At 66.9% G+C, this 24,179-nt stretch carries 25 protein-coding genes and 3 pseudogenes; 9 read left to right on the top strand and 19 right to left on the bottom strand.

Annotated elements, in window-relative coordinates; genetic code table 11:
* The 9 genes and pseudogenes from APY03_RS43630 to APY03_RS11390 form a co-directional block, all read right to left on the bottom strand.
* Positions 1–212, bottom strand: a pseudogene (locus APY03_RS43630) (branched-chain amino acid ABC transporter substrate-binding protein); the annotation flags it as partial.
* Positions 205–1,185: a PQQ-dependent catabolism-associated beta-propeller protein gene (locus APY03_RS11425; RefSeq protein WP_068676853.1), complete on the bottom strand. Its 981-nt coding sequence runs from the start codon at positions 1,183–1,185 to the stop codon at positions 205–207. The gene APY03_RS11425 and the pseudogene APY03_RS43630, both read right to left, overlap by 8 nt.
* A 10-nt stretch (positions 1,186–1,195) precedes the next feature.
* Positions 1,196–1,909 carry an ABC transporter ATP-binding protein gene (locus tag APY03_RS11420; protein WP_068676851.1) on the bottom strand — a complete coding sequence of 238 codons (714 nt, stop codon included), beginning with the start codon at positions 1,907–1,909 and terminating at the stop codon, positions 1,196–1,198.
* Positions 1,903–3,111, bottom strand: a complete 1,209-nt coding sequence (pqqE, locus tag APY03_RS11415; RefSeq protein ID WP_068676849.1) for a pyrroloquinoline quinone biosynthesis protein PqqE — start codon at positions 3,109–3,111, stop codon at positions 1,903–1,905. The genes APY03_RS11420 and pqqE overlap by 7 nt, the downstream gene beginning before the upstream one ends.
* A 72-nt stretch (positions 3,112–3,183) precedes the next feature.
* Complete coding sequence (gene pqqD / locus APY03_RS11410) at positions 3,184–3,447, bottom strand: pyrroloquinoline quinone biosynthesis peptide chaperone PqqD (protein ID WP_068676847.1); 264 nt, start codon at positions 3,445–3,447, stop codon at positions 3,184–3,186.
* Positions 3,444–4,178, bottom strand: coding sequence for a pyrroloquinoline-quinone synthase PqqC (pqqC, locus tag APY03_RS11405; protein WP_068676956.1), 735 nt, complete (start codon positions 4,176–4,178; stop codon positions 3,444–3,446). The genes pqqD and pqqC overlap by 4 nt, the downstream gene beginning before the upstream one ends.
* Positions 4,179–4,228: 50 nt before the next feature.
* Complete coding sequence (pqqB, locus tag APY03_RS11400) at positions 4,229–5,161, bottom strand: pyrroloquinoline quinone biosynthesis protein PqqB (protein ID WP_068676846.1); 933 nt, start codon at positions 5,159–5,161, stop codon at positions 4,229–4,231.
* Positions 5,162–5,224: 63 nt separating this feature from the next.
* A complete protein-coding gene (gene pqqA, locus APY03_RS45635; RefSeq protein WP_102906286.1) occupies positions 5,225–5,299 on the bottom strand; it encodes a pyrroloquinoline quinone precursor peptide PqqA in 75 nt (24 codons plus the stop codon).
* Positions 5,300–5,550: 251 nt separating this feature from the next.
* A complete protein-coding gene (locus APY03_RS11390; RefSeq protein WP_068676844.1) occupies positions 5,551–7,665 on the bottom strand; it encodes a sigma-54-dependent Fis family transcriptional regulator in 2,115 nt (704 codons plus the stop codon).
* Positions 7,666–7,949: 284 nt separating this feature from the next.
* Here APY03_RS11390 and pedF point away from each other — a divergent pair, with 284 nt between their 5' ends.
* Both pedF and APY03_RS11380 read left to right on the top strand, forming a co-directional pair.
* Positions 7,950–8,468, top strand: coding sequence for a cytochrome c-550 PedF (gene pedF, locus APY03_RS11385; RefSeq protein ID WP_083944285.1), 519 nt, complete (start codon positions 7,950–7,952; stop codon positions 8,466–8,468).
* Between the two features lie 12 nt (positions 8,469–8,480).
* Complete coding sequence (locus APY03_RS11380; protein WP_068676843.1) at positions 8,481–9,335, top strand: substrate-binding periplasmic protein; 855 nt, start codon at positions 8,481–8,483, stop codon at positions 9,333–9,335.
* 159 nt (positions 9,336–9,494) lie between these two features.
* Here APY03_RS11380 and APY03_RS11375 read toward each other — a convergent pair whose 3' ends face one another.
* The 4 genes from APY03_RS11375 to APY03_RS11360 are packed head-to-tail and all read right to left on the bottom strand — an operon-like array spanning position 9,495 to position 13,364.
* On the bottom strand, positions 9,495–10,634 hold the full coding sequence (locus APY03_RS11375) for a Bug family tripartite tricarboxylate transporter substrate binding protein (RefSeq protein WP_232324233.1): 1,140 nt from the start codon (positions 10,632–10,634) through the stop codon (positions 9,495–9,497).
* On the bottom strand, positions 10,532–11,422 hold the full coding sequence (locus APY03_RS11370; protein ID WP_068676837.1) for a transporter substrate-binding domain-containing protein: 891 nt from the start codon (positions 11,420–11,422) through the stop codon (positions 10,532–10,534). Before APY03_RS11370 ends, APY03_RS11375 begins: the two co-directional genes overlap by 103 nt.
* 41 nt (positions 11,423–11,463) lie before the next feature.
* Positions 11,464–12,660 (bottom strand): pyridoxal phosphate-dependent aminotransferase, encoded by a 1,197-nt coding sequence (locus APY03_RS11365; protein ID WP_068676952.1) that lies wholly within the window; start codon positions 12,658–12,660, stop codon positions 11,464–11,466.
* A 32-nt stretch (positions 12,661–12,692) separates the two neighbouring features.
* Positions 12,693–13,364 (bottom strand): RraA family protein, encoded by a 672-nt coding sequence (locus APY03_RS11360; RefSeq protein ID WP_068676835.1) that lies wholly within the window; start codon positions 13,362–13,364, stop codon positions 12,693–12,695.
* Between the two features lie 75 nt (positions 13,365–13,439).
* On the opposite strand from APY03_RS11360, the gene APY03_RS11355 reads away from it, so the two are divergent.
* A complete protein-coding gene (locus tag APY03_RS11355; RefSeq protein ID WP_068676950.1) occupies positions 13,440–14,360 on the top strand; it encodes a LysR family transcriptional regulator in 921 nt (306 codons plus the stop codon).
* 63 nt (positions 14,361–14,423) lie between these two features.
* Here APY03_RS11355 and APY03_RS11350 read toward each other — a convergent pair.
* Positions 14,424–14,707, bottom strand: a pseudogene (locus tag APY03_RS11350) (DUF779 domain-containing protein); the annotation flags it as partial.
* Positions 14,708–14,718: 11 nt separating this feature from the next.
* Entirely contained in the window at positions 14,719–16,239 is a 1,521-nt protein-coding gene (adh, locus tag APY03_RS11345) for an aldehyde dehydrogenase (RefSeq protein ID WP_068676833.1), read from the bottom strand.
* 345 nt (positions 16,240–16,584) lie between these two features.
* On the opposite strand from adh, the gene acs reads away from it, so the two are divergent.
* Entirely contained in the window at positions 16,585–18,561 is a 1,977-nt protein-coding gene (acs, locus tag APY03_RS11340; RefSeq protein ID WP_068676832.1) for an acetate--CoA ligase, read from the top strand.
* A gap of 13 nt (positions 18,562–18,574) precedes the next feature.
* Entirely contained in the window at positions 18,575–19,090 is a 516-nt protein-coding gene (locus tag APY03_RS11335; protein WP_068676831.1) for a universal stress protein, read from the top strand.
* Here APY03_RS11335 and APY03_RS11330 read toward each other — a convergent pair.
* Complete coding sequence (locus APY03_RS11330) at positions 19,008–19,697, bottom strand: response regulator transcription factor (RefSeq protein WP_068676830.1); 690 nt, start codon at positions 19,695–19,697, stop codon at positions 19,008–19,010. The genes APY03_RS11335 and APY03_RS11330 overlap by 83 nt on opposite strands.
* A 196-nt stretch (positions 19,698–19,893) precedes the next feature.
* Here APY03_RS11330 and APY03_RS11325 point away from each other — a divergent pair, with 196 nt between their 5' ends.
* The 3 genes and pseudogenes from APY03_RS11325 to APY03_RS43620 all read left to right on the top strand — a co-directional run bounded on the left by APY03_RS11325 (position 19,894) and on the right by APY03_RS43620 (position 22,115).
* Entirely contained in the window at positions 19,894–20,259 is a 366-nt protein-coding gene (locus APY03_RS11325) for a response regulator transcription factor (protein ID WP_232324232.1), read from the top strand.
* A 231-nt stretch (positions 20,260–20,490) separates the two neighbouring features.
* Positions 20,491–21,612: pseudogene (locus APY03_RS43625) on the top strand (MASE4 domain-containing protein); the annotation flags it as partial.
* Between the two features lie 284 nt (positions 21,613–21,896).
* Positions 21,897–22,115 (top strand): ATP-binding protein, encoded by a 219-nt coding sequence (locus APY03_RS43620; RefSeq protein ID WP_332307385.1) that lies wholly within the window; start codon positions 21,897–21,899, stop codon positions 22,113–22,115.
* Between the two features lie 8 nt (positions 22,116–22,123).
* On the opposite strand, the gene APY03_RS11315 is transcribed toward APY03_RS43620, so the two are convergent.
* From APY03_RS11315 to APY03_RS11305, 3 genes are all read right to left on the bottom strand, one after another.
* On the bottom strand, positions 22,124–22,765 hold the full coding sequence (locus APY03_RS11315) for a response regulator transcription factor (RefSeq protein WP_068676828.1): 642 nt from the start codon (positions 22,763–22,765) through the stop codon (positions 22,124–22,126).
* A 90-nt stretch (positions 22,766–22,855) separates the two neighbouring features.
* Complete coding sequence (locus tag APY03_RS11310; RefSeq protein WP_068676827.1) at positions 22,856–23,323, bottom strand: DUF6130 family protein; 468 nt, start codon at positions 23,321–23,323, stop codon at positions 22,856–22,858.
* A 21-nt stretch (positions 23,324–23,344) separates the two neighbouring features.
* Positions 23,345–23,749 (bottom strand): cupin domain-containing protein, encoded by a 405-nt coding sequence (locus APY03_RS11305; protein ID WP_068676826.1) that lies wholly within the window; start codon positions 23,747–23,749, stop codon positions 23,345–23,347.
* Between the two features lie 197 nt (positions 23,750–23,946).
* On the opposite strand from APY03_RS11305, the gene APY03_RS42415 reads away from it, so the two are divergent.
* Positions 23,947–24,179 (top strand): hypothetical protein (locus tag APY03_RS42415; RefSeq protein WP_198161237.1); only part of this gene is annotated, 233 nt, incomplete at its 3' end.

Raw genomic sequence — 24,179 nt, 5'->3', positions numbered from 1 at the left:
TCGAATCGGCTTTCCGCCACGGCCAGCGCCACCGCCTCGCCCAACGGGCCGCCGGGATGGCCCGGATAGGCCAGCGCAACGCGCCGCGCGTCGAAGCGTTCGTCGTCGGCGCGCTGCATGACGCCCAGGGTCAGGGTTGCGGCCGACGCGCCGAACGCCAGCGCGGCCAGGGCGAGTGCCGTGGCGCAGCGGGGGATGTGCTTGTCAGTCATCGATCACCACCGTGTGCGGCACGCGGCCGACGGCCAAGGTCTTCAGCGCCTTCGCGCTGGCGGTGTCGATCACCGTCATGTCGTCGGACAGCCCGTTCAGCACGAACAGGCGCGCGCCGTCACGGCTGGGCGCCAGGTTCCAGGCCCGCTTGCCGACCAGCACCAGCTGCGTGGTCCTGCGGGTGGCCATGTCGACGAAGGCCACGTGGTTCGCGCGGCCCAGGCCCACGAACATCGTCCTGCCGTCGGGTGACAGCGCCAGGCCGACCGGCGTGATGTCGTCGGGCCGCATGCCTTTGAGCTCGAAGGGGATGGTGGCTTCCACCGCGAGCGTGCGCAGCGAGATCACGCTGATGCTGCTGCCGAGCTCGTTGCTCACCCATAGCTCGCTGCCGTCGGCCGAGAAGGCCATGCGGCGCGGGCGCTTGCCCACGACGATGTTCTTGACGACCCGCAGCGTGGTCGCGTCGACCACGTGGACCATGTTGGCGACTTCGGAAGTGACGTACACGTGCCTGCCGTCGGCCGAGACCTTGACGCCCTCGGGTTCCTTGCCGAGCGGCACGCTGCGCACCAGCTTCTTCGCGACCAGGTCGAAGACGTTGAGCGCGCCGTTCTCCTCGGCCGAGACATAGGCGGTGCGGCCGTCGGGCGAAAGATCGAAGACCTCCGGATCCTCGCCCAGCGGCAGCCTGCCGAGCGAGCGCCGGCTGTCGAGGTCGACGATGTCGGCGCGGCCCGAGTCGCTGCAGGCCACCATCAGCCGCCGGCTGTCCGGCAGGCGCTGCATGTGGCGCGGGCGATTGCAGGTGGGGATGCTGCCCATCACTGTCAGGGTCTTCAGGTCGACCAGGGTGATCGCATGGTCCTTCTCGCTGGAAATGTAGGCGATGCCGCTGTCCTTCGCCTGGGCAGGCAGGGCGCCCAGCAGGCTGGCGAGCGCGACGATTGGGAGCAGGTGGCGTGATCTCATGGCGGCGGCCTCAGCGTGTGGCGTGGAGAAAGGCTTGTTCGAGCGTCGGGCCGCCGAGCGCGGCGTTCACTTCACCAGGCGTGCCGCGGGCCAGCAGCTTTCCGCGGTGGAGCACCAGAACCTGGTCCGCCGCCTCGGCCTCGGACACGAGGTGCGTCGCCCACAGAACGGACGCGCCGCGCAGGCGCACCTCCTGCTGCAGGCCCTCGATCAGGTCGCGGCGCGACTTCGGGTCCAGCCCGGCGGTGGCCTCGTCCATCAGCAACAGCCCGGGCCGGTGCAGCAGTGCGCGCGCCAGCTCCACCTTGCGCCGGGTGCCGCCCGAGAGCTCGCGTACGGGCCGCGCCAGCTCGCCGGCCAGGCCGAAGCGCCGTGTCTCCGAGGCGATGCGCTCGGCGGCGTGGGCGCGCTGAAGGCCCTGCAGGTCGGCGTGGAACTGGAGGTTGCGCGCGACGCTCAGGTCGAGGTCCAGCGATTGCTGCTGGAAGACGACGCCGATGTGTGCGAGGGACCGACGCGCCTGCCGGCGCATCGAGAAGCCGGCCACCTCGATCTCGCCGGCCTCGGCGGCGAACAGGCCGGTGAGCAGCTGGAACAGCGTGGACTTGCCGGCGCCGTTGGGCCCGAGCAGGACCGTGAAGCTGCCGCGCGGCACCGACAGGCTGAGCGCGTCGAGTGCGACGCGCTCGCCGTAGCGGTGGGTGAGGCCGCGCACCGTCAGCATGGTGCGTGCCTCTCGGGGGACAGCAGGCGCGAGTTCTCGTCGCCGCGGTAGATCAGCCCGGCCTGCCTGGAGGCGCCGGGCACGAAGCGAAGCGGCTGCGCCGGCGTGCCGCATCCTGCCTGCTGCGTACGCGCGGCCTGCGCTTCGGCCAGCACGGCGTCGATGCGCCCGCGGTGCTCGCTCTTTGGGCACACCGGGTCGGCGGCGGCTGCATCGCCGGTGACCAGAAAGGCCTGGCAGCGGCAGCCGCCGAAGTCCTTCTCGCGCTCGTCGCAGTCGCTGCAGCCGTCCTTCATCCAACCTTGTCCGCGGTAGCGGTTGAACGCGCCGCTGCCATACCAGGCGTCGCGCACCGGCGTGTCGCGCAGATCGGGGAAGTCGATGTCAGGCAGCATGCGCGCGCTGTGGCAGGGCAAGGCCTTGCCGTCGGGCGCCACCACCATGAACAGGGACCCCCAGCCCGCCATGCAGGGCTTGGGCTTGGCGTCGGCATAGTCGGGCGAGACCCACAGGACCTTCATGCGGCTGCCCTGGCGCTCGCGATGGTCCATCACGATGGCCTCGGCGTCGCGCAGCTCCTCGACCGTCGGCATCAGGGCCGCTCGATTGAGCCAGGCCCAGCCGTAGTACTGCGTGTTGGCAAGCTCGAGGTAGTCGGCGCCCATGCGCTGCGCCATGTCGATGATGCGGCCCACATGCGGCAGGTTGAAGCGGTGCATGACGCAGTTCAGCACCATCGGGTAGCCCTGCGCCTTGATGATCGCGGCGACCTTCGACTTGAGCTCGAAAGTGCGGGTCGAGCTGACGAAGTCGTTGAGCTCGCGCGTCGAATCCTGGAAGGAGAGCTGGATGTGGTCCAGCCCGGCTGCTTTCAGCGCCTTCGCGCGGGCCTCGGTGAGCCCGACGCCGGACGTGATGAGGTTGGTATAGAAGCCGAGCCCGCGCGCATGGGCGACCAGCTCCTCCAGGTCCTCGCGCAGCATCGGCTCGCCGCCCGAAAAGCCGAGCTGCACCGCACCGAGGGCGCGTGCCTCGCCGAGGATGCGCTTCCAGGTCGGCGTGTCCAGCTCGTCTTGGTGCCGGGCGTAGTCGACCGGGTTCGAGCAGAAGAGGCAATGCAGCGGGCAGCGGTAGGTCAACTCCGCCAGCAGCCACATCGGCGGCTTGATGCTCGGGCCCGGCGCGGCGTGCGCGGCGTGCATCGGAGTACCTTTGCCTTCGGCTGCAGTGCCATTCGCCCTGGGAGATGCCCGGCGGCTCATTGCATGTCCTGCTTACTGGAGCCAGCCGCGCTGCCGGGCCTGCGCGAGGAAAGTGCAGATATCGTCGTGCAGGGCCGGCTGCGCGAAGGCAAGCTCCAGCTCTGCCACGATCTCGTCCACCGAGTGGAAGCCGTCGCAGCGCCGCAGAATCTCGGCCGCCGGCGTGTTGAGCCGCACCATGCCCTCCGGATAGAGCAGCACCCAGCTGTCCTGCGCCGGCTCGAACTGCAGCCGGAACATCGTGGCCACGGCAGGTCTGGCGTCCTGGGGGATCATGGGCGCAGCTCCTCGGCCAGGTCGTCGGGGTAGGCGCGCTCGATGGCGTCGAGCATCGACCACAGGATGTCCAGCTTGAAATGCAGGATCTGGAGCGCTCGCTCCTGGCGTTCGCGTGAACCGGCCCAGCGGCGCGCGACCTCGAGGCCATGCTCGGCGTCGCGCGTGGCCAGCGGGATGCGCTGGCGGAAGTAGGCCAGGCCCTCGGCCTGAATCCACGGGTACAGCGCCGGCCAGCCGGCCAGGCGGTCGGCGTGGATCTTCGGGGCGAACATCTCGGTCAGCGAGGAGATCGCCGCTTCCTCCCACGGCCTGCTGCGCGCGAAGTTCAGGTAGGCGTCAACGGCGAAGCGCACGCCGGGCTGCACGTGGCGCTGCGACCAGAGCGCGTCGGGCCCGAGGCCCACCGCCTGGCCGAGCCGGCTCCAGGCCTCGATGCCGCCGGCATTGGCGCCGGCGAAGTCGTCGCGCCCGTCGTGGTCGAGGATGCGCTCGAGCCAGCGCCGCCGCTCTTCGCGCTGCGTACAGTTGGCCAGCACCGCCGCGTCCTTCTGCGGGATGCAGAGCTGGTAATAGAAGCGGTTCGCCACCCAGCCGCGCACCTGGAAGGGCTGGAGCTCACCGCGGTTGAGGCGCAGGTTGAAGGGATGGTGGATGTGATAGCGCGCTTCGCAGGCAAGCAGCCGGGCCACGAATTCATCCGGGTCCCAGGTGCGCAGGGAAGGCGCGATGCAGGCGGTGGCCGGCGCCGCGGTGTTCTGCCGCTCGGTGGTGGTGGTGTTCACAGCGTGATCTCCATGCCGTCGTACGCCACCTCGATGCCGTGCGCGTCCAGCAGTCGGCGCTGCGCGCTGTCTTCGTCGAGGATGGGGTTGCTGTTGTTGATGTGGATGAGCACCTTGCGGCGCGCACTGCTGGCCTTCATGGCCTCGACCATGCCCCCGCGGGCGGCGCTGGCCGTCTGCGGCAGGTGGCCCATCTCGGTGGCGGACTTGCAGCTCAGGCCGGCGAGCCGCATCTCGTCTTCTTCCCAGAAGGTGCCGTCGACGAGCAGGCAGTCGGCCTCGCTCATCCAGTGCAGTTCCTGCTGACCCACCTCGGCCAGGCCGGGCGAATAGAAGACGCGCCCGCCATCGTCGGGGTCTTCGACGAGCAGGGCGATGTTGTCGCCCACCAGTTGCTCGCGGCGATGCGGCGAGTAGGGGGGCGCCATGCCGGGAATGGCCAGCGCCGTGAAGCGCAGCGAGGCGACGCCCTCGATGCGGAACTCGGCACGCGTCTGCTCGCCCGCCACCGGCAGCATGTGCCAGCGCGTGCCGCAGTAGTGCTGCAGCACATTGAGCAGCGGCAGTCCCGTGGTCAGGTCCTCGAACACGCAGGGCGTGGCGTAGACGTCGATGCAGGGGCCTTCACGCAGGCCCAGGAGGCCGGTGACGTGATCGATCTGTGCGTCCATCAGCACCACTGCCTTGATCGGCGTGTCGCGCAGGCCGCCGCGCGGATGCAGTTGCGCGTGGCTGCGAATCTGCTGGCCGATGTCGGGCGAGGCGTTCAGCAGCACCCAGGACTCGCCGTCGGCCGAAACGGCGATCGAGCTTTGCGTGCGTGCATGCGCGCTCAGCGCGCCCTGGCGGTGCCCCGCGCACAGCCGGCAATTGCAGTTCCATTGCGGGAAGCCGCCGCCGGCGCCGGAACCGAGCACGAGGATCTTCATGGGAGTGTGTGGGGCTGGTGGCGGCGCATCGCCCTCGATGCGCCGCCGTTGGGGCCGAAGGGGTCAGCGATTCGAGATGTACATCGTGATCTCGAAGCCGAAGCGCAGATCTTCGAACGCGGGTTGCGACCATTGCATGAGAGTCTCCTTGAGCGTTGGGTGAGGTCCGGGCGGGATTGCCTTCAGGACGTCCACCTTTTCGCAAGACCCATGCCGATGCGCGTGCGCAGCTCGGATGGCATCGGGACCAGGGGATTGCACCTAGGCAAGGAGGCGTCCGCGCGTGTGCGCGGCCAGAACATGCCCCGGGCCGCGTGACACTGTCCCACCGTGGAACAGTGCCGTGCAGCTCTGGCGCAGGGTTTTCCCGGGCGTCTGCCGGCGTGCGCTCAGGCCGGCTTGGCCCAGCGCAGCTTGCGATAGATCGTGTTGCGGCTGATGCCCAGGCGCTTGGAGGCCACCGAGATGTTGCCCTGCGCAGCCTCGACGGCCGTGCGGATCATCTCGATCTCGGCTTCCTCGAGCGTTCGGGCCGCGGCGGCTTCGGGCGTGGCGAAGGATGCAGGCTGGGGCGACATCACGGCGGGCAGTGGCGTGCCGGAAGCCTGCATCGGCTCCCGTGCGAGATCGGCGGGTGCGCTTTCCGGCCCTGCGCCGGCGCAGGCTGGGGATGCCGCCGGCGGCGCACGAAGCCGCCGTGTGTCTTCAAGGAAATCGTCCGACAGATGGTGCTCGGTGATCTGCGCCTCGCCGCTTGCCATCACGACGGCCGTCCGCAGCACGTTCGCAAGCTGCCGGATGTTGCCGGGCCAGGCGTAGCGGCCGAAGAGCGCGGCCACGGCGGGGGCGATCGAGGGCGTGCCCTGCGGACACTCGGCCAGCAGGATGCGCTGCGCCACGACGTCGAGATCGCTGCGCTCGCGCAGCGCCGGCAGGCGCACCACCAGTCCGTTGAGGCGGTAGTACAGGTCCTCCCGGAAGGTGCCCGCCTCGATCATCTCGCGCAGGTTGCGGTGGGTGGCGCCGATCACGGCGATATCCACCGAGATCGATTTCTGGCTGCCCAGCGGCGTGACGCAGCGTTCCTGCAACACGCGCAGAAGCCGCGCCTGCAGCGACAGCGGCATGTCGCCGATCTCGTCGAGGAAGAGAGTGCCTCCGTTGGCCTGCACGATGCGCCCGCATGCTCCCTTGCGGCGTGCGCCGGTGAAGGCGCCGTCCTCGTAGCCGAACAGCTCGGCCTCGATCAGCGACTCGGGAATGGAGGCGCAGTTGACGGCGACGAAGGGCTGCTTGGCGCGGTTGGAGTCCTGGTGCACCGCACGCGCCAGGAGCTCCTTGCCGGTGCCGGTTTCGCCGAGGACCAGCAGCGGAATGTCGCGGTTGAGGACGCGCTGCACCTTCTGGACGACGGCCTCGATCTGCGGGTCGCCGGTCCGGAGGTAGTGCAGGCCCGACAAGCTGCTGCCCGGGGCCGGCGCGGCAGCACCCGCAAGCGCCGCAACGGCGCCGCCACGAACACTTGTGTGGGCCGGGCCACCGGGCGCGCCCGCCGCGTCGACCTCCATGCCGGCCATCATGGCGCGCGTGCCGTTGAAGCGGGCGCTGACGAAGAACTGCCGGCCGCTCGCCAGGCTCAGGCAGGCGGGCGTGGGCAGCGGGGCGCGGAAGTGATCGAAGATGGCCGACACGCTCGTGCCGAACAGGCTGGTCAGGCTGTGCATGCGCAGCGCCGCGCTGCTCATGTCGAGCTGGTCGATCGCGCTACGGTTGGCACCCAGGATCTTGCCGTCGGCGCCCACCACGATGATGCCCTCGAGCTGGGTGCCGATGAACTCGGCGCGGCTGTGGAAGTGCAGCCTCAGGCGATTTCCGAAGTCGTCGGAGAGCCACTGGTTCTCGATCATGCGCGCCGACATGCGCACCAGGCCCATGGTGTGCTGGTGGTAGGAGCGATGGTCGCCCGTGACGTCGAGCACGCCGAGCATGTTGCCGCGCGGATCGAAGATGGGGGCGGCCGAGCAGGTGAGGAAGCTGTTGGCGTGGATGAAGTGCTCGCCGCCGTGCACGACGGTGGGCGACTCCTGGAAGAGCGCCGTGCCGATGGCGTTCGTGCCCTTGGAATGCTCTGCCCAGTTGACCCCCGGCGACAGCGCGACCTTGCCGGCGCGCTCCAGGAACCTGTCGTCGCCGACCGAATGCAGGATGGTGCCTTGGGCATCGGCCAGCACGATCATGCTTTCGGTGTCGACGATCTGCTCGAACAGCATCTCCATCACCGGCGCCGCATGCTTGAACAGGCGGTGGTTGCGCTCCCGCGCCACGCTCAGGTCGCTGCGCATCAGCGGCTCGAAATCCGGACGCTCGACACGCGTCAGCCCGAGCGCGGCGCAGCGCTGGTGCGATTGCTCGATCTGCTCCATGCGTGCCGGCATGGAGGGCAGGGCGGTGGGGGTCGACCAGCTCCCGGCCATGGCGACCGGAACGTGATGGGATACCGACATCTTCGTGTCTCCTGCTCGTGTCGCTGCCGGGCGGGCAGCTCGTCTCCATCGAATTCCGCGCTGCCCCGGGGCGGTGGCGCGGCACTGTGCTGTTCGGGTACAGCCTCTCGGGTCCGGTCTCACCGACCTTCTCAAGAATGCCACCGAACCGGCCGGCTGCCTTGATCTGGAGCAACCCGGCGGGGTGGGAAGGCAATTTGTGTTCCAGCCTGCAACAGGTCGGCGTGGCACGGGGTTTGCGGACCGCTGCGCATCCTTCAACACAACCATGACGGAGACCTGACATGAAGCGCACCCCCATCCCTGTTTCCATTCGTTTCGCCGCGTCCAGGCGCGTTGCCGCGAGGGCCAGCGCCGTGCTGCTGGCCCTCTGCGCGTGCGTCGCCGCCCCCGTGGCCTGGGCGCACGGCGACGTGACCCCCCAGGCGGTCGACACCTCGGCGCTGCCCAAGCTCGGCGAGCAGTGGCGCGCCGAGAATCCCTTCCGCGGCAACGAGACCGCAGTCAAGATCGGAACTTCGGCCTACAACCAGAACTGCGCCCGTTGCCACGGCCTGGAGGCCATCTCCGGCGGCATGGCGCCCGACCTGCGCAAGCTCGATGGTGAATGCGCGACGATGAAGGACGCAGGGCGCCGGGCTGCCTGCGTGAAGGAGATCGACGACTTCTACAGCTCGACCGTGCGCGCCGGCCGCAGCCGCAATGGCGCGGTGTACATGCCGCCCTTCGAAGGCGTCATGAGCCAGGAGGCCGTCTGGTCGATCAAGGCGTACCTCGAGACGCGCCGCGAGAAGCCCTTCTGAACGGAGGCAGCGATGAAAAGTACCGGAGCGAATCGCCGCGACTGGCTTTGCTGGCTGGGCGCCGCCGGCGCCGCTGCAGGCATGGCGGGCCTGCCGCTGCGCGCGGAGGCCACACCGCTGGAGCGCGTGCGCGAGCGTGGCACGCTGACCGTCGGCATCTACCAGGACATGCCGCCCTTCCATGCGGGCGGCAAGGGCATCGACGTCGAGCTGGCGCAGGCGCTGGCCGAATCGCTGGGCGTGCGGCTCTCGCTGCTGCCCTTTCATGCGGACGAGAACATGGCCGACGACCTGCGCCACATGGTGTGGCGCGGTCATTACCTTGGCTACGGCCCGGCCGACGTGCTGCTGCACGTGCCGGTCGACCGGCCGTTGATGGATGCCAATCCACAGGTCACCATTCTCGCGCCCTACTGCCGCGACCGCGTGGCGATCGCCAGGCGGCTCGACCGCGTGCCCCGGCTGGACACACTGTCGCAGCTGGCCGACGGCCGGGTGGCGGTGCCGGGGCAGTCGCTCGCGGGCTGGCTGCTGATCGGCGCGGACAACGGCGCTTATCGAAACCAGCTGATCACGCAATGGAAGGACGGCACCGAGGCCACGCGCGCATTGCTGCGCGACGAGGTCGTGGCGGCAGCCGGGCTGGCCTCGGAGCTGGAGTCCGTGCTGCGCGGCGACACGCGCTTCGAGATCGCGCCGCTGCCCTCACCGCGTGCGCCGCGCGACGGATGGGCCGTGGGGATGGCCGTCAAGAGGGCATCCACCGAGTTGGCGCAGGCGCTGCAGCGCGCGGTGAACGAGATGGCGGCGAGCGGCCGCCTGGCGCAGATCTTCGAGCGCGGCAACGTCGCGTGGCGAGCGGCCTGAGATGCGTGCTGCAGATCCCCGCCCACTCGCGAGGAATGCCATTCCTTCATGGGAATCGCAACTGGTACTCTCATTGCCGGCAAGGTGCAACTCGAGGGTGTAGCGCTGCCAGAAGGGTCGGTCGCCGGACCAGGCGCATCTCCGACCCCGCAGGCATCCTCATTCCAGCGTTGCGCCAGTCAGCTTGACGAGGCTGGCATAGCGGTCCAGCTCGGATTTCCAGAAGGCAGCGAAGCTGGCCGCATCCCCGGGTCGCGGCTCCGCTCCCAGGTCCGCCAAGCGCTTGCCGAGGTCTCCGGATTTGAAGGCGGCCTGGACAGCCGCATTGACCTTGTTGACCACGGCTGCGGGCGTGCCCGCCGGCGCTGCCACTCCATACCAGGCGTTCATGGTCATCCCGTTGATTCCCGACTCGTCGAAAGTCGGCACCGAAGGCAGCATCGGATGACGCTTGCTCGAGGCCACGGCGATTGCTCGGATCTTTCCACCTTTGACCTGACCGTACGCACCCGTGTCGAGCATGTAGTTCACCTGGCCGGCCATCACGTCGGTTAGCGCGGGAGAACTGCCCTTGTAGGGCACGTGGATCACATCGACCTTGACGATCGACTTGAATAGCTCGCCCGCCAGATGGGCAGAGTTGCCGACGCCCCCGGAAGCGTAGGAAAGCTTGCCCGGAGCCGCCTTGGCGGCCACGACGATGTCCTGGGGCGACTTGTAGGGAGAAGCCGAAGCCACGACCAGCACACTGGGGATCACACCGAGCGATGCCACCGGCACGAAGTCCTTGACGGGATCGAAGCCGGTCTTCTTGTACAGATAGGGATTTGCCGAGTTGGTCGAACTGGTGGCCAGCAGGAGCGTGTAGCCATCGGCCGGTTGGCGGACGAACTGCTGGGTGCCGATGTTTCCGCCGGCGCCGGCGATGTTGTCGACAACGACCGACTGCCCCAGTTCGATGCGCAACCCTTCGGCGACCGCTCTGCCAACGGCGTCAGCGGCACCGCCGGCAGGCCATGGAACGATCAGCCGGATGGGCTTGCTTGGATACGCCTGGGCCAGCGCGACTGAGCCCAGAACGGCAAGAGCGACGCCGACAATGCAACGCTTGGGCAGCGTGTTTCCGAACATGAAAGTCCCCTTGAATGGTTGAGGCTGAGTGGTGGCGTGTGAAGGCAGACGGATGGCCGCGGCGCTCAGACGCCCTTGCTGTTGGGGTTCCTGAACACCTCCCGCACTGCATCCGTCATCGGGAAGTTGAGGTTCACGTTGTTCGGCGGGATCGGCCTGGTGAACCACTTGGCATAGAGCTCGTCCACCGCGCCCGACTGCATGAGCCCGAGCACCGTCTGGTCCACCAGCGCTCCGAACTGCGGGTCGTCCTTGCGGTACATGATCCCGTAGGGCTCCTGGCGCAACGACTCTTTGAGGATCTTGTAGTCGCCGGGCGCTGTCGAGGTAGCGATCAAACCGGCGAGCTGCACATCGTCCAGCACATAGGCCACGGCGCGGTCGCTGGCGAGCAGCAGGAAGGCATCGGCCGTGTCCTTGCCCGAGATCTCCTGCACCTCGATGCTCTCCGTCTTGCGATAGCCGCGCAGCAACTGGACGGCGGTGCTGCCGGTCACGGTGGCCACGGTTTTGCCCTTCAGGTCTGCCAGCGAGTCGATGCCGGAGTTTCTCTTCACCGCGGCCGTGATGTTGGTGACGAAATGACTGGGCGCAAAAGCCACCTGCTGCTGGCGCGCAGTGGTGTTGGTGGTGGTCGCGCAGTCCAGGTCGACCGTGCCGTTCTGTAGCAGCGGAATGCGATTGGTCGAGGTGAGGATGGTGTAGCGCACCTGCAGGCTGGGCTGGCCCAGCTTGGCCTTCACCGCATCGACGATCTTCAAGCAGACGTCGTTGGTGAAGCCGACCGGGTCGCCGGCCCCGGTGGGCTTGTAGGAGAAGGGCAGCTGGGTGTCGCGCGCACCGATGGTAATGACGCCGCTCTCCTTGATCTTGGCGAGGGTGTCACCTTGGGCCAGGGCGGCGGTGCACAGGCAGGCCAGGGCCAGCGCGGAAAGCAGGGAGCGGTTGAGAGTCATGGGCGTCTTTCTTTCGTCTAGATGGAATGAGAAGAGCGGGCTCAGGCCAGCAGGCCGACGGCCTCGCGGATCGCGGCGCAGCCCGCTTCGATCTGGTCGATTCCGGTCGCGAAGGACAGCCGCAGGTGCCCCGGCATCCCATAGGCGCCGCCGTCGACGGCTGCGACGCCGGCGCGGTCGAGCAGGAACAGCGTGACGTCCAGGTCGTCGGTGAGCACCTCTCCGCCCGGCGTTTTGCGGCCCAGCAGGCCGGCGACGCTCGGGAACACATAGAAGGCGCCGTCCGGCACCCCGCAACGGATGCCCGGAATGCGTCCGAGCAGCTCCGTGATGCGGTCGCGGCGCTGGGCGAAGAGCGTGCGCGCCTCGGTCACGCAGTCCTGCGGCCCGTTCAGCGCGACCGCGGCCGCGGCCTGACTCATCGCACTGGCGCAGGTGGTGGTCTGTGAGGCGAGCAGGGTCAGCGCCTGCACCAGTGCGGCCGGGCCGGCGGCGTAGCCCACGCGCCAGCCTGTCATGGCGTAGGCCTTGGAGACGCCGTTCACCAGCAGGGTGCGCACGGCCAGGTCGGGCGCAACGTTCAGAGGCGAGAGATGCCGCGCATCGCCGTAGACGAAGTGCTCGTAGATCTCGTCGGTCATCAGCCACACCTGCGGATGCAGGCGCAACACCGCGCAGATCGTCTCCAGCTCGCGCCGCGTGTAGACGGCGCCGCTGGGATTGTTCGGCGTGTTGAGGATCAGCCAGCGGGTGCGCGGCGTGATCGCCTTCTGCAGCGCTTCGGCCGTGAGCTTGAAGCCGCTGGCGGCACCAGCCGCGGCGATCACGGGCGTGCCGCCGTTGAGCAGCACCATGTCGGGATAGGAGACCCAGTAGGGCGCGGGGATCACGACCTCTTCACCCTCGTTCAACGTGGCGGCCAGGGCGTTGAAGATCAGGTTCTTGGCACCGACCCCCACCATGATCTCCTCAGGCCTGAAAGCGAGCCCGTTCTCGCGGGCCAGTTTGGCGGCGATGGCTTGGCGCAGCGCGAGCGTGCCGGCCGAGCCTGTGTAGCGGGTATGGCCCTGCGCCAACGCGGCGACCGCGCCTTCGACGATGTGCGCGGGAGTGGGGAAGTCCGGCTCGCCGATGGTGAAGTCGATGATCCTGCGGCCGGCGGCGCGCAGCGCATCGACGCGCGCCTTGGCGGCAATGCTGGGCGAGGGCTTGACTGCGCTGAGGCGCGAGGAAAGCAGTGTGCTCACGAGGGGTCCCAGGAATTCGGGGTTCAGAGGCCGTGCGTCGAAAGAACCTTGCGCAACCAAGCCTGTTCGACCTCGCCGGTGGCGATCTCGGCCTTGACCGCCTCTTCGTTCGCAACTGTCTGCCGCACCGCGGAGATCAGGCGCTCGGCGTCGGCCGGCGGGAAGCTCACCACGCCGTCCTCGTCGCCCACCACCAGGTCGCCCGGCTGGATCACTTGCCCGCCAATCGAGACGGGGCAGTTGATCGCGCCCGGCCCGAGCTTGTAGGGGCCGCGGTGGCTGACGCTGCGGGCGTAGCAGGGGAAGTCGGCCTCGAAAAAGGCCGCCGTGTCGCGGATCGCGCCATCGAGCACGAAGCCGGCGCAGCCGCGCTGGATGGCGTACAGCATGATCAGCTCGCCCACCAGCGCATTGGTCAGGTCGCCTGCGCCGTCGACCACCAGCACATGGCCCGGCTGCATCTCCATCAGGGCCTTGTAGATCAGCAGGTTGTCACCCGGCCGGGACTTCACCGTGTACGCGGTGCCCACCAGCTTGCGGCTGCGATGGAAGCGGCGCAGCCCGGTGATGCCGGAAAGGCGCTCCAGGTTGTCGCTGATATGGGGGGTGACGACGCCACGGAAGGCATCGAGCAAACGGAGCTCGGCCACGGGTGGTGCGGGGTGGATGTCGAAGCGGGAAAGCATGCCGGGCATTCTGGAAGCCGCTTAGAATTTCTAAAAGCGATTTTTTTACATCGTTTCAGATTCTCGAAAGCGATTTGTCTGATGATGACCTTCAAGCAGCTCGAAGCCTTGTACTGGATCGGCCAGCTCGGCGGCTTCTCCCAGGCGGCGCACAAGCTGCACACCACGCAGTCGGCAGTGTCCAAGCGGGTGCACGAGCTGGAGCAGTTGTTCGAGACCGAGCTCTTCGACCGTAGCCAGCGCAGCGCGCGCTTGACCGAGAAGGGCGAAGAGATGTTCCTGCTGGCCAGGAAGCTGCTGACGCAGCGCGATGCCGCCGTCGAGCAGTTCAGCAGGCCCGAGGTGATCGAGCGGCGCGTGCGCATCGGCTTCACCGAGCTCTCGGCCATGACTTGGCTGCCGGCGCTGGTCGAGGCGATCCAGCGGGCCTATCCCAAGGTGGTCATCGAGCCCACCGTCGACAGCAGCCCGGTGCTGCGCGACCGGGTTCTGGCCGACGAGCTCGACTTGGTGTTCGTGCCGGATGCCTTCTCCGACGCCCGCATCCCCAGCGTGCGGGTCGGCCAGGTGGAGCACGTGTGGATGTGCAAGCCAGGCCTGGTGCGCGCCGGCGGCCTCATGCGGCTGCACGAGATCGCCCAGCACCGCATGCTGGTGCAGGGCCCGCAGTCAGGCACGGGCCGGGTGTACGACGCGTGGATGAAGGCGCAGGGTGCGGAGCCGGCCGAGGCCATCGTGGTGAGCAACCTTGTGGCCATGCTCGGGCTCGTGGTCTCCGGCATCGGCGTCAGCTACCTGCCGCACCGCTGTCTCTCGCCGCTGCTCGCCGCGGGCATGTTGACCAAGCTCGAAGTGCAGCCTGCCCTGCCGCCGATGAGCTACGTGGCCATGCACAAGGGCGAGCACCGCAGCAGCCTGATCGCCTCGATCGTGGTGCTGGCGCGGGAGTGCTGCGACTTCACGCGCATGTTCCAGGGGCTCGGGCAGACCTTCGTGCGGGCCTAGGCGTGGAGACATCTTGAGCTTTGGTCTTGTTCGCCCGGCCCCAAAAGGCTTATTGCAGCATCCGATGATCAGGTGCGTGTGCTCCCAATATTCGAACTGGGCGCGGCTCATGTAGAAGGGGGCGCGCCCGCGATCTCGCCCAGGCACACGTCGGCGTCTCCAGTCTGGAATTCCCCGAGCGCGAAGCACATCGGCGCACTGCCGTCGCAGCAGCCGCCGGACTGGTGGAACATCAGCTGCCCATGCACGGTGCGCAGGCGCTCGATGAGCGCCTGCGCGGCCGGCGTGGCGGACACGCGGCGGACGATGCCGCAGGGCGCCTCGCGCGCCCCCGGGTTGGACGACATGAGGCTCCGCTTCAGAAGAAGCCCAGCTTGTTCTGGCTGTAGCTCACCAGCAGGTTCTTGGTCTGCTGGTAGTGATCGAGCATCATCTTGTGGGTTTCGCGGCCGATGCCCGACTGCTTGTAGCCGCCGAAGGCCGCATGGGCCGGATAGGCGTGGTAGCAGTTGGTCCACACGCGTCCCGCCTGGATGCCGCGGCCCATGCGGAACGCACGTGCGCCGTCGCGGGTCCACACGCCGGCGCCCAGGCCGTAGAGCGTGTCGTTGGCGATCTCCAGGGCTTCCTCTTCGGTCTTGAAGGTCGTCACCGACACCACCGGGCCGAAGATCTCCTCCTGGAAAATGCGCATCCTGTTGTGGCCCTTGAAGACCGTGGGCTTGACGTAGTAGCCGGCCGCGAGTTCGCCGCTCTGCAGGTTGCGTTCGCCGCCGGTCAGGCACTGCGCGCCCTCCTGCTTGCCGAGATCGATGTACGAGAGGATCTTCTCCATCTGCTCCTGCGAGGCTTGTGCGCCGATCATGGTGGACGGGTCCAGCGGGTGGCCCTGCTTGATGGCCTCGACCCGCTCGATCGCGCGCTCCATGAAGCGCTCGTAGATCGACTCCTGCACCAGCGCCCGGCTCGGGCAGGTGCAGACCTCGCCCTGGTTGAGCGCGAACATCGCGAATCCCTCGAGTGCCTTGTCGAAGAAGGCGTCGTCGGCCGACATCACGTCCTCGAAGAAGATGTTGGGCGACTTGCCGCCCAGCTCCAGCGTCACCGGGATGATGTTCTGCGCGGCGTACTGCATGATCAACCGGCCGGTGGTGGTCTCGCCCGTGAAGGCAATCTTGGCGATGCGGCTGCTCGAAGCCAGCGGCTTGCCCGCCTCCAGGCCGAAGCCGTTGACCACGTTGAGCACGCCCGGCGGCAGCAGGTCGCCCACCACCTCCATCAGCACCAGGATCGATGCCGGCGTCTGCTCGGCGGGCTTGAGCACCACGCAGTTGCCGGCAGCGAGTGCCGGCGCCAGCTTCCACACCGCCATCAGGATCGGGAAGTTCCACGGAATGATCTGGCCGACGACGCCCAGGGGCTCATGGAAGTGGTAAGCGTAGGTGTCGTGATCGATCTCGCTGATGCCGCCTTCCTGCGCCCGGATGCAGGCGGCGAAGTAGCGGAAGTGGTCGATGGCCAGGGGCAGGTCGGCCGCCATCGTCTCGCGCAGCGGCTTGCCGTTGTCGAGGGTCTCTGCCACGGCGAGCTTGTGCAGGTTCTGCTCCATGCGATCGGCGATCTTCAGCAGGACGTTGGCGCGCTCGGTGGGTGAGGTCGCGCCCCAGGCGGCCTTGGCCTTGTGCGCGGCATCGAGCGCAATCTCGATGTCCTTCGCGTTCGAGCGCGGGATGCTGGTGAAAGCCTGGCCCGTGACCGGGGTGAGGTTGTCGAAGTATTGGCCGTCGATCGGCGCGACCCACTCTCCGCCGATGAAGTTTCCGTACATCTTCTTGTACGGGTTCTCGATGCCGAGGTGGGTCATTTCTGCCATGTCCATGAATCGTCTCCAGTCAGGTGGTTGAAAAGGTGCAGCCGGGACGACGCGTCCCGCGCAACCACTTCTGCAAAGGGCGGGCCACGCCGCGGACGCGCTGCTGCAAACGGCGCAAGCCGTTGTCGGGCTTCATCTTTTCGGCTCGCACGGCGCGGGCGCCGCGTTGCTGCTTCAGGAGGATCTGTGCCGCCGTTGAGCAACTGCTGCAAAACGGAACAGCGCCACCCTTGCGCGCACCCTGCCATGCTGCGCAGCCTCCCGCCGCGCCTGCGGGCCCGACATTTGCGCCAGCGCAAGGTTCGTCGAGGTCAAGTGACCGACCATCGGCAAACACATTGGAGCCAACGCATGACATCACCGGACAACGCGCAGACACCCAAGCAATACCCCCCGCCGGAGGCCCTTGTGCGCTCGGCGCATGTCGCAGGACGCGCCGCCTACGACGCCCTGGCGGCCGAAGCCGAGGCCGACTACGAGGGCTACTGGGCACGGCTGGCAACCAAGTTCGTGACATGGAAGACGCCCTTCAAGACCGTGCTCAACACCGATCAAGCACCCATGTACAAGTGGTTCGAGGACGGCACCTTGAACGTCTCCTACAACTGCCTGGACCGCCAGGTTGCCGCAGGCCGCGGCGACAAGGTCGCGATCATCTTCGAGGCCGACGACGGCAAGGTGACGCACACCACCTACGCGCAACTGCTCGAGCAGACCTGCCGCATGGCCAACGCGCTGAAGGCGCTGGGCATCGGGAAGGGCGATCGCGTGGCGATCTACATGTCGATGTCGGTCGAAGCCGTGGCGGCGATGCAGGCCTGCGCTCGCCTCGGCGCGGTGCACTCGGTGGTGTTCGGCGGCTTCTCGGCGCATTCGCTGCGCGACCGCATCGCCGACACCGGCGCCGTCGCCGTCATCACGGCCGACGAGCAGGTGCGCGGCGGCAAGACGCTGCCGTTGAAGGCGCTGGTCGACGAGGCGCTGGCACTCGGCGGCTGCGAGGCGGTGCGCAACGTCGTCGTCTACCGCCGCACCGGCGGCAAGGTCGCCTGGCAGCCGCATGACCACTGGATGCACGAGCTCACGCAGGCGCAGCCGCAGACCTGTGAACCCGAATGGGTAGGCGCCGAGCATCCGCTGTTCCTGCTCTACACCTCTGGCTCCACCGGCAAGCCGAAGGGCGTGCAGCACAGCAGCGGCGGCTACCTGGTGCAGGTTGCCGCCACGGCCAAGTGGACCTTCGACCTGCACGACGACGACGTCTTCTGGTGCACGGCCGACATCGGCTGGGTCACCGGCCACAGCTACATCGCCTACGGGCCGCTGGCGCTGGGCACGACCCAGGTGGTGTTCGAGGGCGTCCCGACGTACCCCGACGCGGCGCGCTTCTGGAGAATGATCGAGAAGCACAAGGTGACGGTGTTCTACACCGCGCCGACCGCCATCCGTTCGCTGATCAAGGCCGCCGAGGCGCATGCCGAGGTGCATCCGCGTCGCTTCGACCTGACGAGCCTGCGCATCCTCGGCTCGGTGGGCGAGCCGATCAACCCGGCGGCATGGGAGTGGTACCACGAGCATGTGGGCGGCGGCCGATGCCCGATCGTCGACACCTGGTGGCAGACGGAGACCGGCGGCCACATGATCACGCCGCTGCCCGGCGCGATGACCCTGGTGCCGGGCTCCTGCACCTTGCCGTTCCCCGGCATCATGGCCGCGATCGTCGACGAGACGGGCGACGACCTCCCGAACGGACAGAGCGGCATCCTCGTGATCAAGAAGCCCTGGCCCGGGATGATCCGCACGATCTGGGGCGACGATGCGCGCTACCGGTCGAGCTACTTCCCGGCCGAGCTGCGCGGCTACTACCTGGCCGGCGACGGGGCGGCGCGCGATGCGGAAACAGGCTACTTCACCATCGGCGGGCGCATCGACGACGTGTTGAACGTGAGCGGCCATCGCATGGGAACGATGGAGATCGAGTCCGCGCTGGTGGCCTGCACGGAGCTCGTGGCCGAGGCGGCGGTGGTCGGCCGGCCGGATGAAACCAGCGGCGAGGCGATCTGCGCCTTCGTCGTGCTCAAGCGGTCCCGGCCGACGGGCGAGGAGGCTCGCAAGCTCGCCGCCGAACTGCGCAACTGGATCGGCAAGGAGATCGGCCCGATTGCGAAGCCGAAGGACATCCGCTTTGCGGACAACCTGCCCAAGACGCGCAGCGGCAAGATCATGCGCCGCCTGCTGCGCTCCGTCGCGAAAGGCGAGGCCATCACGCAGGACATCTCGACGCTGGAGAACCCGGCCATCCTGGACCAGCTGTCAGAGGCGCACTGAAGAGAGCCACCTCATGTATCAACGCATACTTGTTCCCATCGACGGCAGTGACACCTCGCTGCGAGGCCTGGACGAAGCACTTCAGCTGTCCAGGCTCACGGGCGCGAAGCTCCGGCTGGTCCACGTGGTCGACGAGCTGAAATACGTGACGGGGTTCGAGACCTTCGCCACCTACAGCGGTGACGTGGTGCCACTGATGGCCGAGGCGGGCAGGAAGATTCTCGAGCAGGGCAGGGAGCGCGCACAGGCTGCCGGCATCGATGCGGAGAGCGCGCTGTTCACTTCGGTCGCGGGCCGGGTCTCCGAGATCGTCATCGACCAGGCGAAGGCATGGAACGCGGACCTCATCGTGATCGGCACGCACGGCCGCCATGGCGTTGCGCGGGCGTTCCTGGGGAGCGACGCCGAGCAGGTGTTGCGCATGGCGCCGGTTCCGGTGCTGCTCGTCAATGCCCGCCAGCGCGAGGCGGAAGGCAGCGGCGCCGCGGTTGCGCCGGCCGGCCTCCACCAGGTCCAACGCACAGCCTGATCGCCATTCTCACAAGATCACAGAGCGAGCCGGCCTTCATCTTGCGCATGACCTGGCCACGGTGGGCCTTCACCGTGATCTCGCTGATGCCGAGCTCGAACCCCATCTGCTTGTTCAATCGACCGGAGACGACAAGCGCCATGACCTCGCGCTCCCGCGGGCTGAGCGATGAGTGGCGGTCGCGGAACACCTGCATCTGCGCGACATCTGCCAGCGCTGCGCTGCTGCAGTCGAGTGCATTGCGCATTGCCTCGAGGACAACGTCGCCAGCAAAGGGCTTGGTGAAGAACTCGACCGCACCGCCCTTCATGGCGCGGACCGTCGTCGGCACATCGCCATGGCCAGAGATGAAGATGACTGGCAGCTCGGCCCGGCCTGCGAGCTGCGATTGAACCTCGCACCCATTGAGGTCCGGAAGTACAACGTCGAGCACCAGGCAACTGGGTGCGGTGACAGCTTGCGGCCTCGAAAGGAACTCGCGCGCCGACCCGAACGTTTCGGCCCGCCAACCCGCAGATTCGATGAGGCATTCGAGCGATCTGCGAACCGAGTCGTCGTCGTCGACGACGTACACGACTGGAACCTGGAGCGTGCTGGAGATGGGCATGGTGCCTCCTCGTCTGCTGTTCGTGCTGCGGCGTCGACTCGACAGGATTTGCGAGGGCTCCCAGCAGCGGGAATCTTCAACAGAATGCCCCGCGAGCACCATCACATCTTTCCGTTAGATACGGGCACCTGCGGCTCTGCCACAGTTCGGATGGCGAGGTTCCAGCTTCAGTATGAGCACTCCATCCCCGAGTTTCGTGGCCGCAGTGGTCGATGATGACCAGAGCATTCTGCGGTCGCTTGAATATCTGCTGGAATCCGCGGACTACACGGTCCACCTGTTCACGTCGGCATCGGCCTTTCTGGACAGCGGTTGTCTTCCAGAGATCGATTGCCTGATCTCGGACATCGACATGCCGGGGGTCGATGGATTCGAACTGGTCCGTCTGGTTCGCAACATGCGCCCGGGGCTGGCGGTCGTCCTGATCACAGGCTATCCCGACAGGCTGACCCACTTGCCCTCTCTTGGAGGACCGCCCAACCCTCGAATTTTCACGAAGCCGTTCGTGGGGCGGGAGCTTCTCGAGGCCCTCGGCGAGGCACTGCGTTCTGCGCCGGAGTGACCGATGCGCCCACCGATCATGGCAGCCTGGCCCTGAAAACTTTCCCGGGCGCAGCCTGCGGACGGGCGTACCATTCACGTCGCGAAGGGCTGGTACTGGCGGGCCAGCCGGCAAGTTTTTCCGCCAAGGGAAGCTCCGCGAACCAACTCGTTGACCGCCGTATATGCCTGTGTTGGGCCAAGCTCTCGATGATGGAAGGGCGCGCACTCGCGCCATCGCGGGCAATCGGCCATGTCGGCATCTCGAAGGGCGGCGCCGATGCTGAATTCCGACGTTGCAGTACCGGCGGAGCAGCACTTCTTGCTCTCGAGCCTGTCTCCAGGATCGGCGCAGAAGCGGATTGCACTTGTGATCGTGCTCGGTCTCCTGGTCGCCCTGTATCTCATTACCGGGCCGCTGTCCGGTATTCAACTGAGCGCGGTCAACGCCTTCGTGGCAGTTTACGGAACGGCGATGTTCGTGACCGATGCGATCACCGCCTTTCTGCTGTACGCCCAGTTCTACATCATTCGATCACGAGGCATTCTCGTGATCGCAAGCGGGTACCTCTTTACCGCGCTCGTCGTCGTCCTGTACGTGTTCGCGTTTCCCGGCGTGCTGACCCCGGACGGCGTGATCGGCGGCACGCAGACTTCGGCATGGCTGTACCTCACGTGGCACACGGTCTTTCCGGCCTTCGTCATCGCCTATGCCCTGTCCAAGGACGAGAACCCCGACGATCGACTCCGGCCAGGAAAGGTCCGGGCTGCACTGTTCTGGAGCATTGCCTGCACCGCAGCTCTCGCGGCAGCGGTGGGATACGTGGCCACCGTCGGGGAACCCGAACTGCCGCAACTGATGCTCGACCGATTGCGCTTCCACGCGGACTGGCCCTACCGTGTTGGAGCGCCGATCGCCTCCGTGTGCATTGCCGCAATCGTCGTGCTGTGGATCCGGCGCCGCTCGGTTCTGGATCTCTGGCTGATGGTCGTCATGTTCCTGTACCTGATCGAGGTACCCCTGAGCTGGTACCCACAGCCGGCGCGTTTCAGTACTGGCTGGTATGCGGTGCGCGTCGTCGGCTTCGTTTCCAGCAGCCTGGTCCTGATCGTCTTGCTGTACGAGATCACCACGCTGTACGCGAGACTTCTCGGTGCAGTGCTTGGCCAGCGTCGCGAGCGCGAAGCGCGCCTGATGACCGGCAACGCCGTGGCAGCTTCGATCGCGCATGAGATGAGACAGCCATTGGCCGCGATGGTGACCACCGCCGAGGCCGGCTTCCGATTCCTCGATCGTGCGACACCCAACTTGAACCGGGTCAAGGAGGCGCTCCAGCAGATCGCCGCCGACGGTCTGCGCGCGGGCACCTTGGTCGAGACCATCCGCGCCAACTTCAAGAGCGACGTCAAGGACAGGACACCCATCGACCTCAACGATCTGATCCAGGAAGCCCTCGCCCTGGGCGACGGCCAACTGCAGAAGCATCGGATCCTTGTTCAAGCCGTGCCGGACTTGCAGGTGCCGGAGGTGATGGGAAACCGTGTGCAGCTCCAGCAGGTGCTGCTGAACCTCATCGTGAACGCCACGGACGCGATGGCAGCGAAGGACGACCAGAGAGTCCTGACCGTCAGGGCGCGGTCATACGAAGGGCAGCGCCGGTGGCGGACACCGGAGTCGGGATTGCGCCGCTGGACGTCGACCGGGTGTTCAACCCGCTCTTCACAACCAAGTCCGACGGCATGGGGATGGGCTTGTCGATCTGTCGGGCCATCATCGAAGCTCACGAGGGGCGCCTGTGGTTTACCGCCAACACTCCGCGAGGGGCTGTGTTCTGCTTCACCCTGCAGGCCCGCAGAACCGCATCGGCCGTGGATTGAGCGCTGTCTCATCTCCGCGAGTGACGAGAACGGGTCACGGGTACCGAGAGAACCATTGCCTTTCTTACGAGCTCGGCAAATGAATCGGCTCCCATTTTCTTCATGACGTTGCCTCGATGGATCTGGAGCGTGACCTCACTGATGCCGAGTTCCGCCGCTGCCTGCTTGTTGAGAAGGCCGCTCACGATCAGGGGCAGCACTTCCGCCTCCCTGGGAGTCAGCGACGAAAGACGCTGCTGAAGATCGGCGAGCTCCGCCACTTTCTGTTGACTGTCGCGACTCTGTGCAAGCGCTGCATTGATCGCGCGCATCAGATCGTCCTGCTTGTAGGGCTTGGTCAGGAAGTCGATCGCGCCCGCCTTGATCGCCCGGACCGAGGACGGTATGTCGCCATGCCCGGTGATGAACACGATGGGCGGAACCCTTCCCTCGGCGATCTGGCTTTGAAGATCGAGCCCGTTGATGTCGGGGAGCTGCAGATCCAGTACGAGGCAACTGGGCAAGTCGGGCTTGGGGTGTGCGAGGTATTCGGCCGCGCAGCCGAACGCGACCGTCCGAATATCGAAGCTTGAAAGCAGCTCCGACAACGATTCGCGTATCCGGCGATCGTCATCCACGATGAAGACGATCTGGTCCTTGGGTTCGGCCATCCTTCATCGTAACCCTGTGCGGATTCTCCCTTGACCTGCTGGCCTTGGATGAAGTTCAGTCTTTTCTTGAGCAACCCGCCCCGCCCCAGCTTACGGCTTGTGGCCGTGAGACCCCGACGAGTTGATCTCCGGCACCGTCGTGCTGATGGTTTCGCTGGCAATGATCTTGTGATTGGGGTCGGCGAGTTCGATCAGGATCTTGTGCGCGCCAGGCTTCAAACCGACCACGATGATCGGATCTCCGCTGGTGTGAGCCCAAGTGCCGGGCCTGTCGTCGACCGTCACGTGAAGATGGCCGACCCGAGGCGATACCTCCGCGGCGCCCTTGCCGAAGACGGGGATGATTCGAAAGTTCTCGGTCCGGTACTGAACAATGACGACGCCGCGCGCGAGAGGTCCTGCAAGCGGAGGATAGACAATGAGCTTCGCCGCCGGCTCCGCATCGAGCGGGATAACCGCTGCCGGGCGGCCGGCGTCCGGGGCGGGTTGCGACCAGGCAGCGGCGCACAGGACAACGGCGGCGACAGCGACCGTGGCATGTCTGGATGAGGGGGACATTGCAGCTCTCCTTTGAAGACTTCACTTGATCACCACGAGCGGCTTTCCTTTTTCGACTAGATAGGTTGCGAGTTCCGCTGCCTTGGTGCTTCCGACGTTCCTGGCCGAGTGCACGGCTCCAGCCGGGATGAACAATGATTCGCCGGTCTTGAGAATGACGGGCGGCCGGCCGTCGAACTGGTACTCCAGGGAGCCTTCGAGGACATAGGCGATCTCTTCGCCCGGATGTGCGTGCCTTCCGAATGCGGCCCCCGGCGCGAAGTCGACGCGCACCTGGATCACCTCGCGCCCGCTGTCGCCGAGATCGTGGCGCAATGCCTCGGTGCGCCCGATGCCCGCGGGCTGCTGTGCCACCGCGAGGTGCAATGCCAAGGCACCGCTGGCGACCAGCGTTGCTGCCGCCATCATTCGAATCGTCGCTTTCATATGAACTCCTGGTGTGTGGAGGGAGAGGCAGGTCGCCACGGCATCACACCAGATGCCCGTGGGCCCGTCTATCGGACGATGGTCTTGCCCGGACGTCCCGTCTGCCGATACCTTCGTCCGATTGATGCGGCTGCGTGACCCTGATGTGATTCGTGCGGTGCGGTCGACCTGGCCGCACCGCACTCACGGAGCAAGACATGAGCACAACCGAAGAGCACAAATCGATTGCCATCGCGTCGCGCAATGCATGGCCTGGCGACCCGAAGTTCACCATGAAGTTCCACCTGCTCGCCACGGCACTCATCTACGCCGGTATCGCGGTCACGGCGCCCGCGATTGCGCAGAACGCACCCGCGGCTGGGCAGCCTGTGAAGCTCCGATCGGCCACCGACGCCAAGGACCAGGTCCGCGTGACCCGCGTCACGCCCGA

The organism is Variovorax sp. WDL1 (assembly GCF_001541225.1).
Lineage (GTDB): Bacteria > Pseudomonadota > Gammaproteobacteria > Burkholderiales > Burkholderiaceae_C > Variovorax.
Note: the sequence above shows the minus strand (reverse complement) of the source record. Positions and strands in the feature narration are given on the sequence as shown.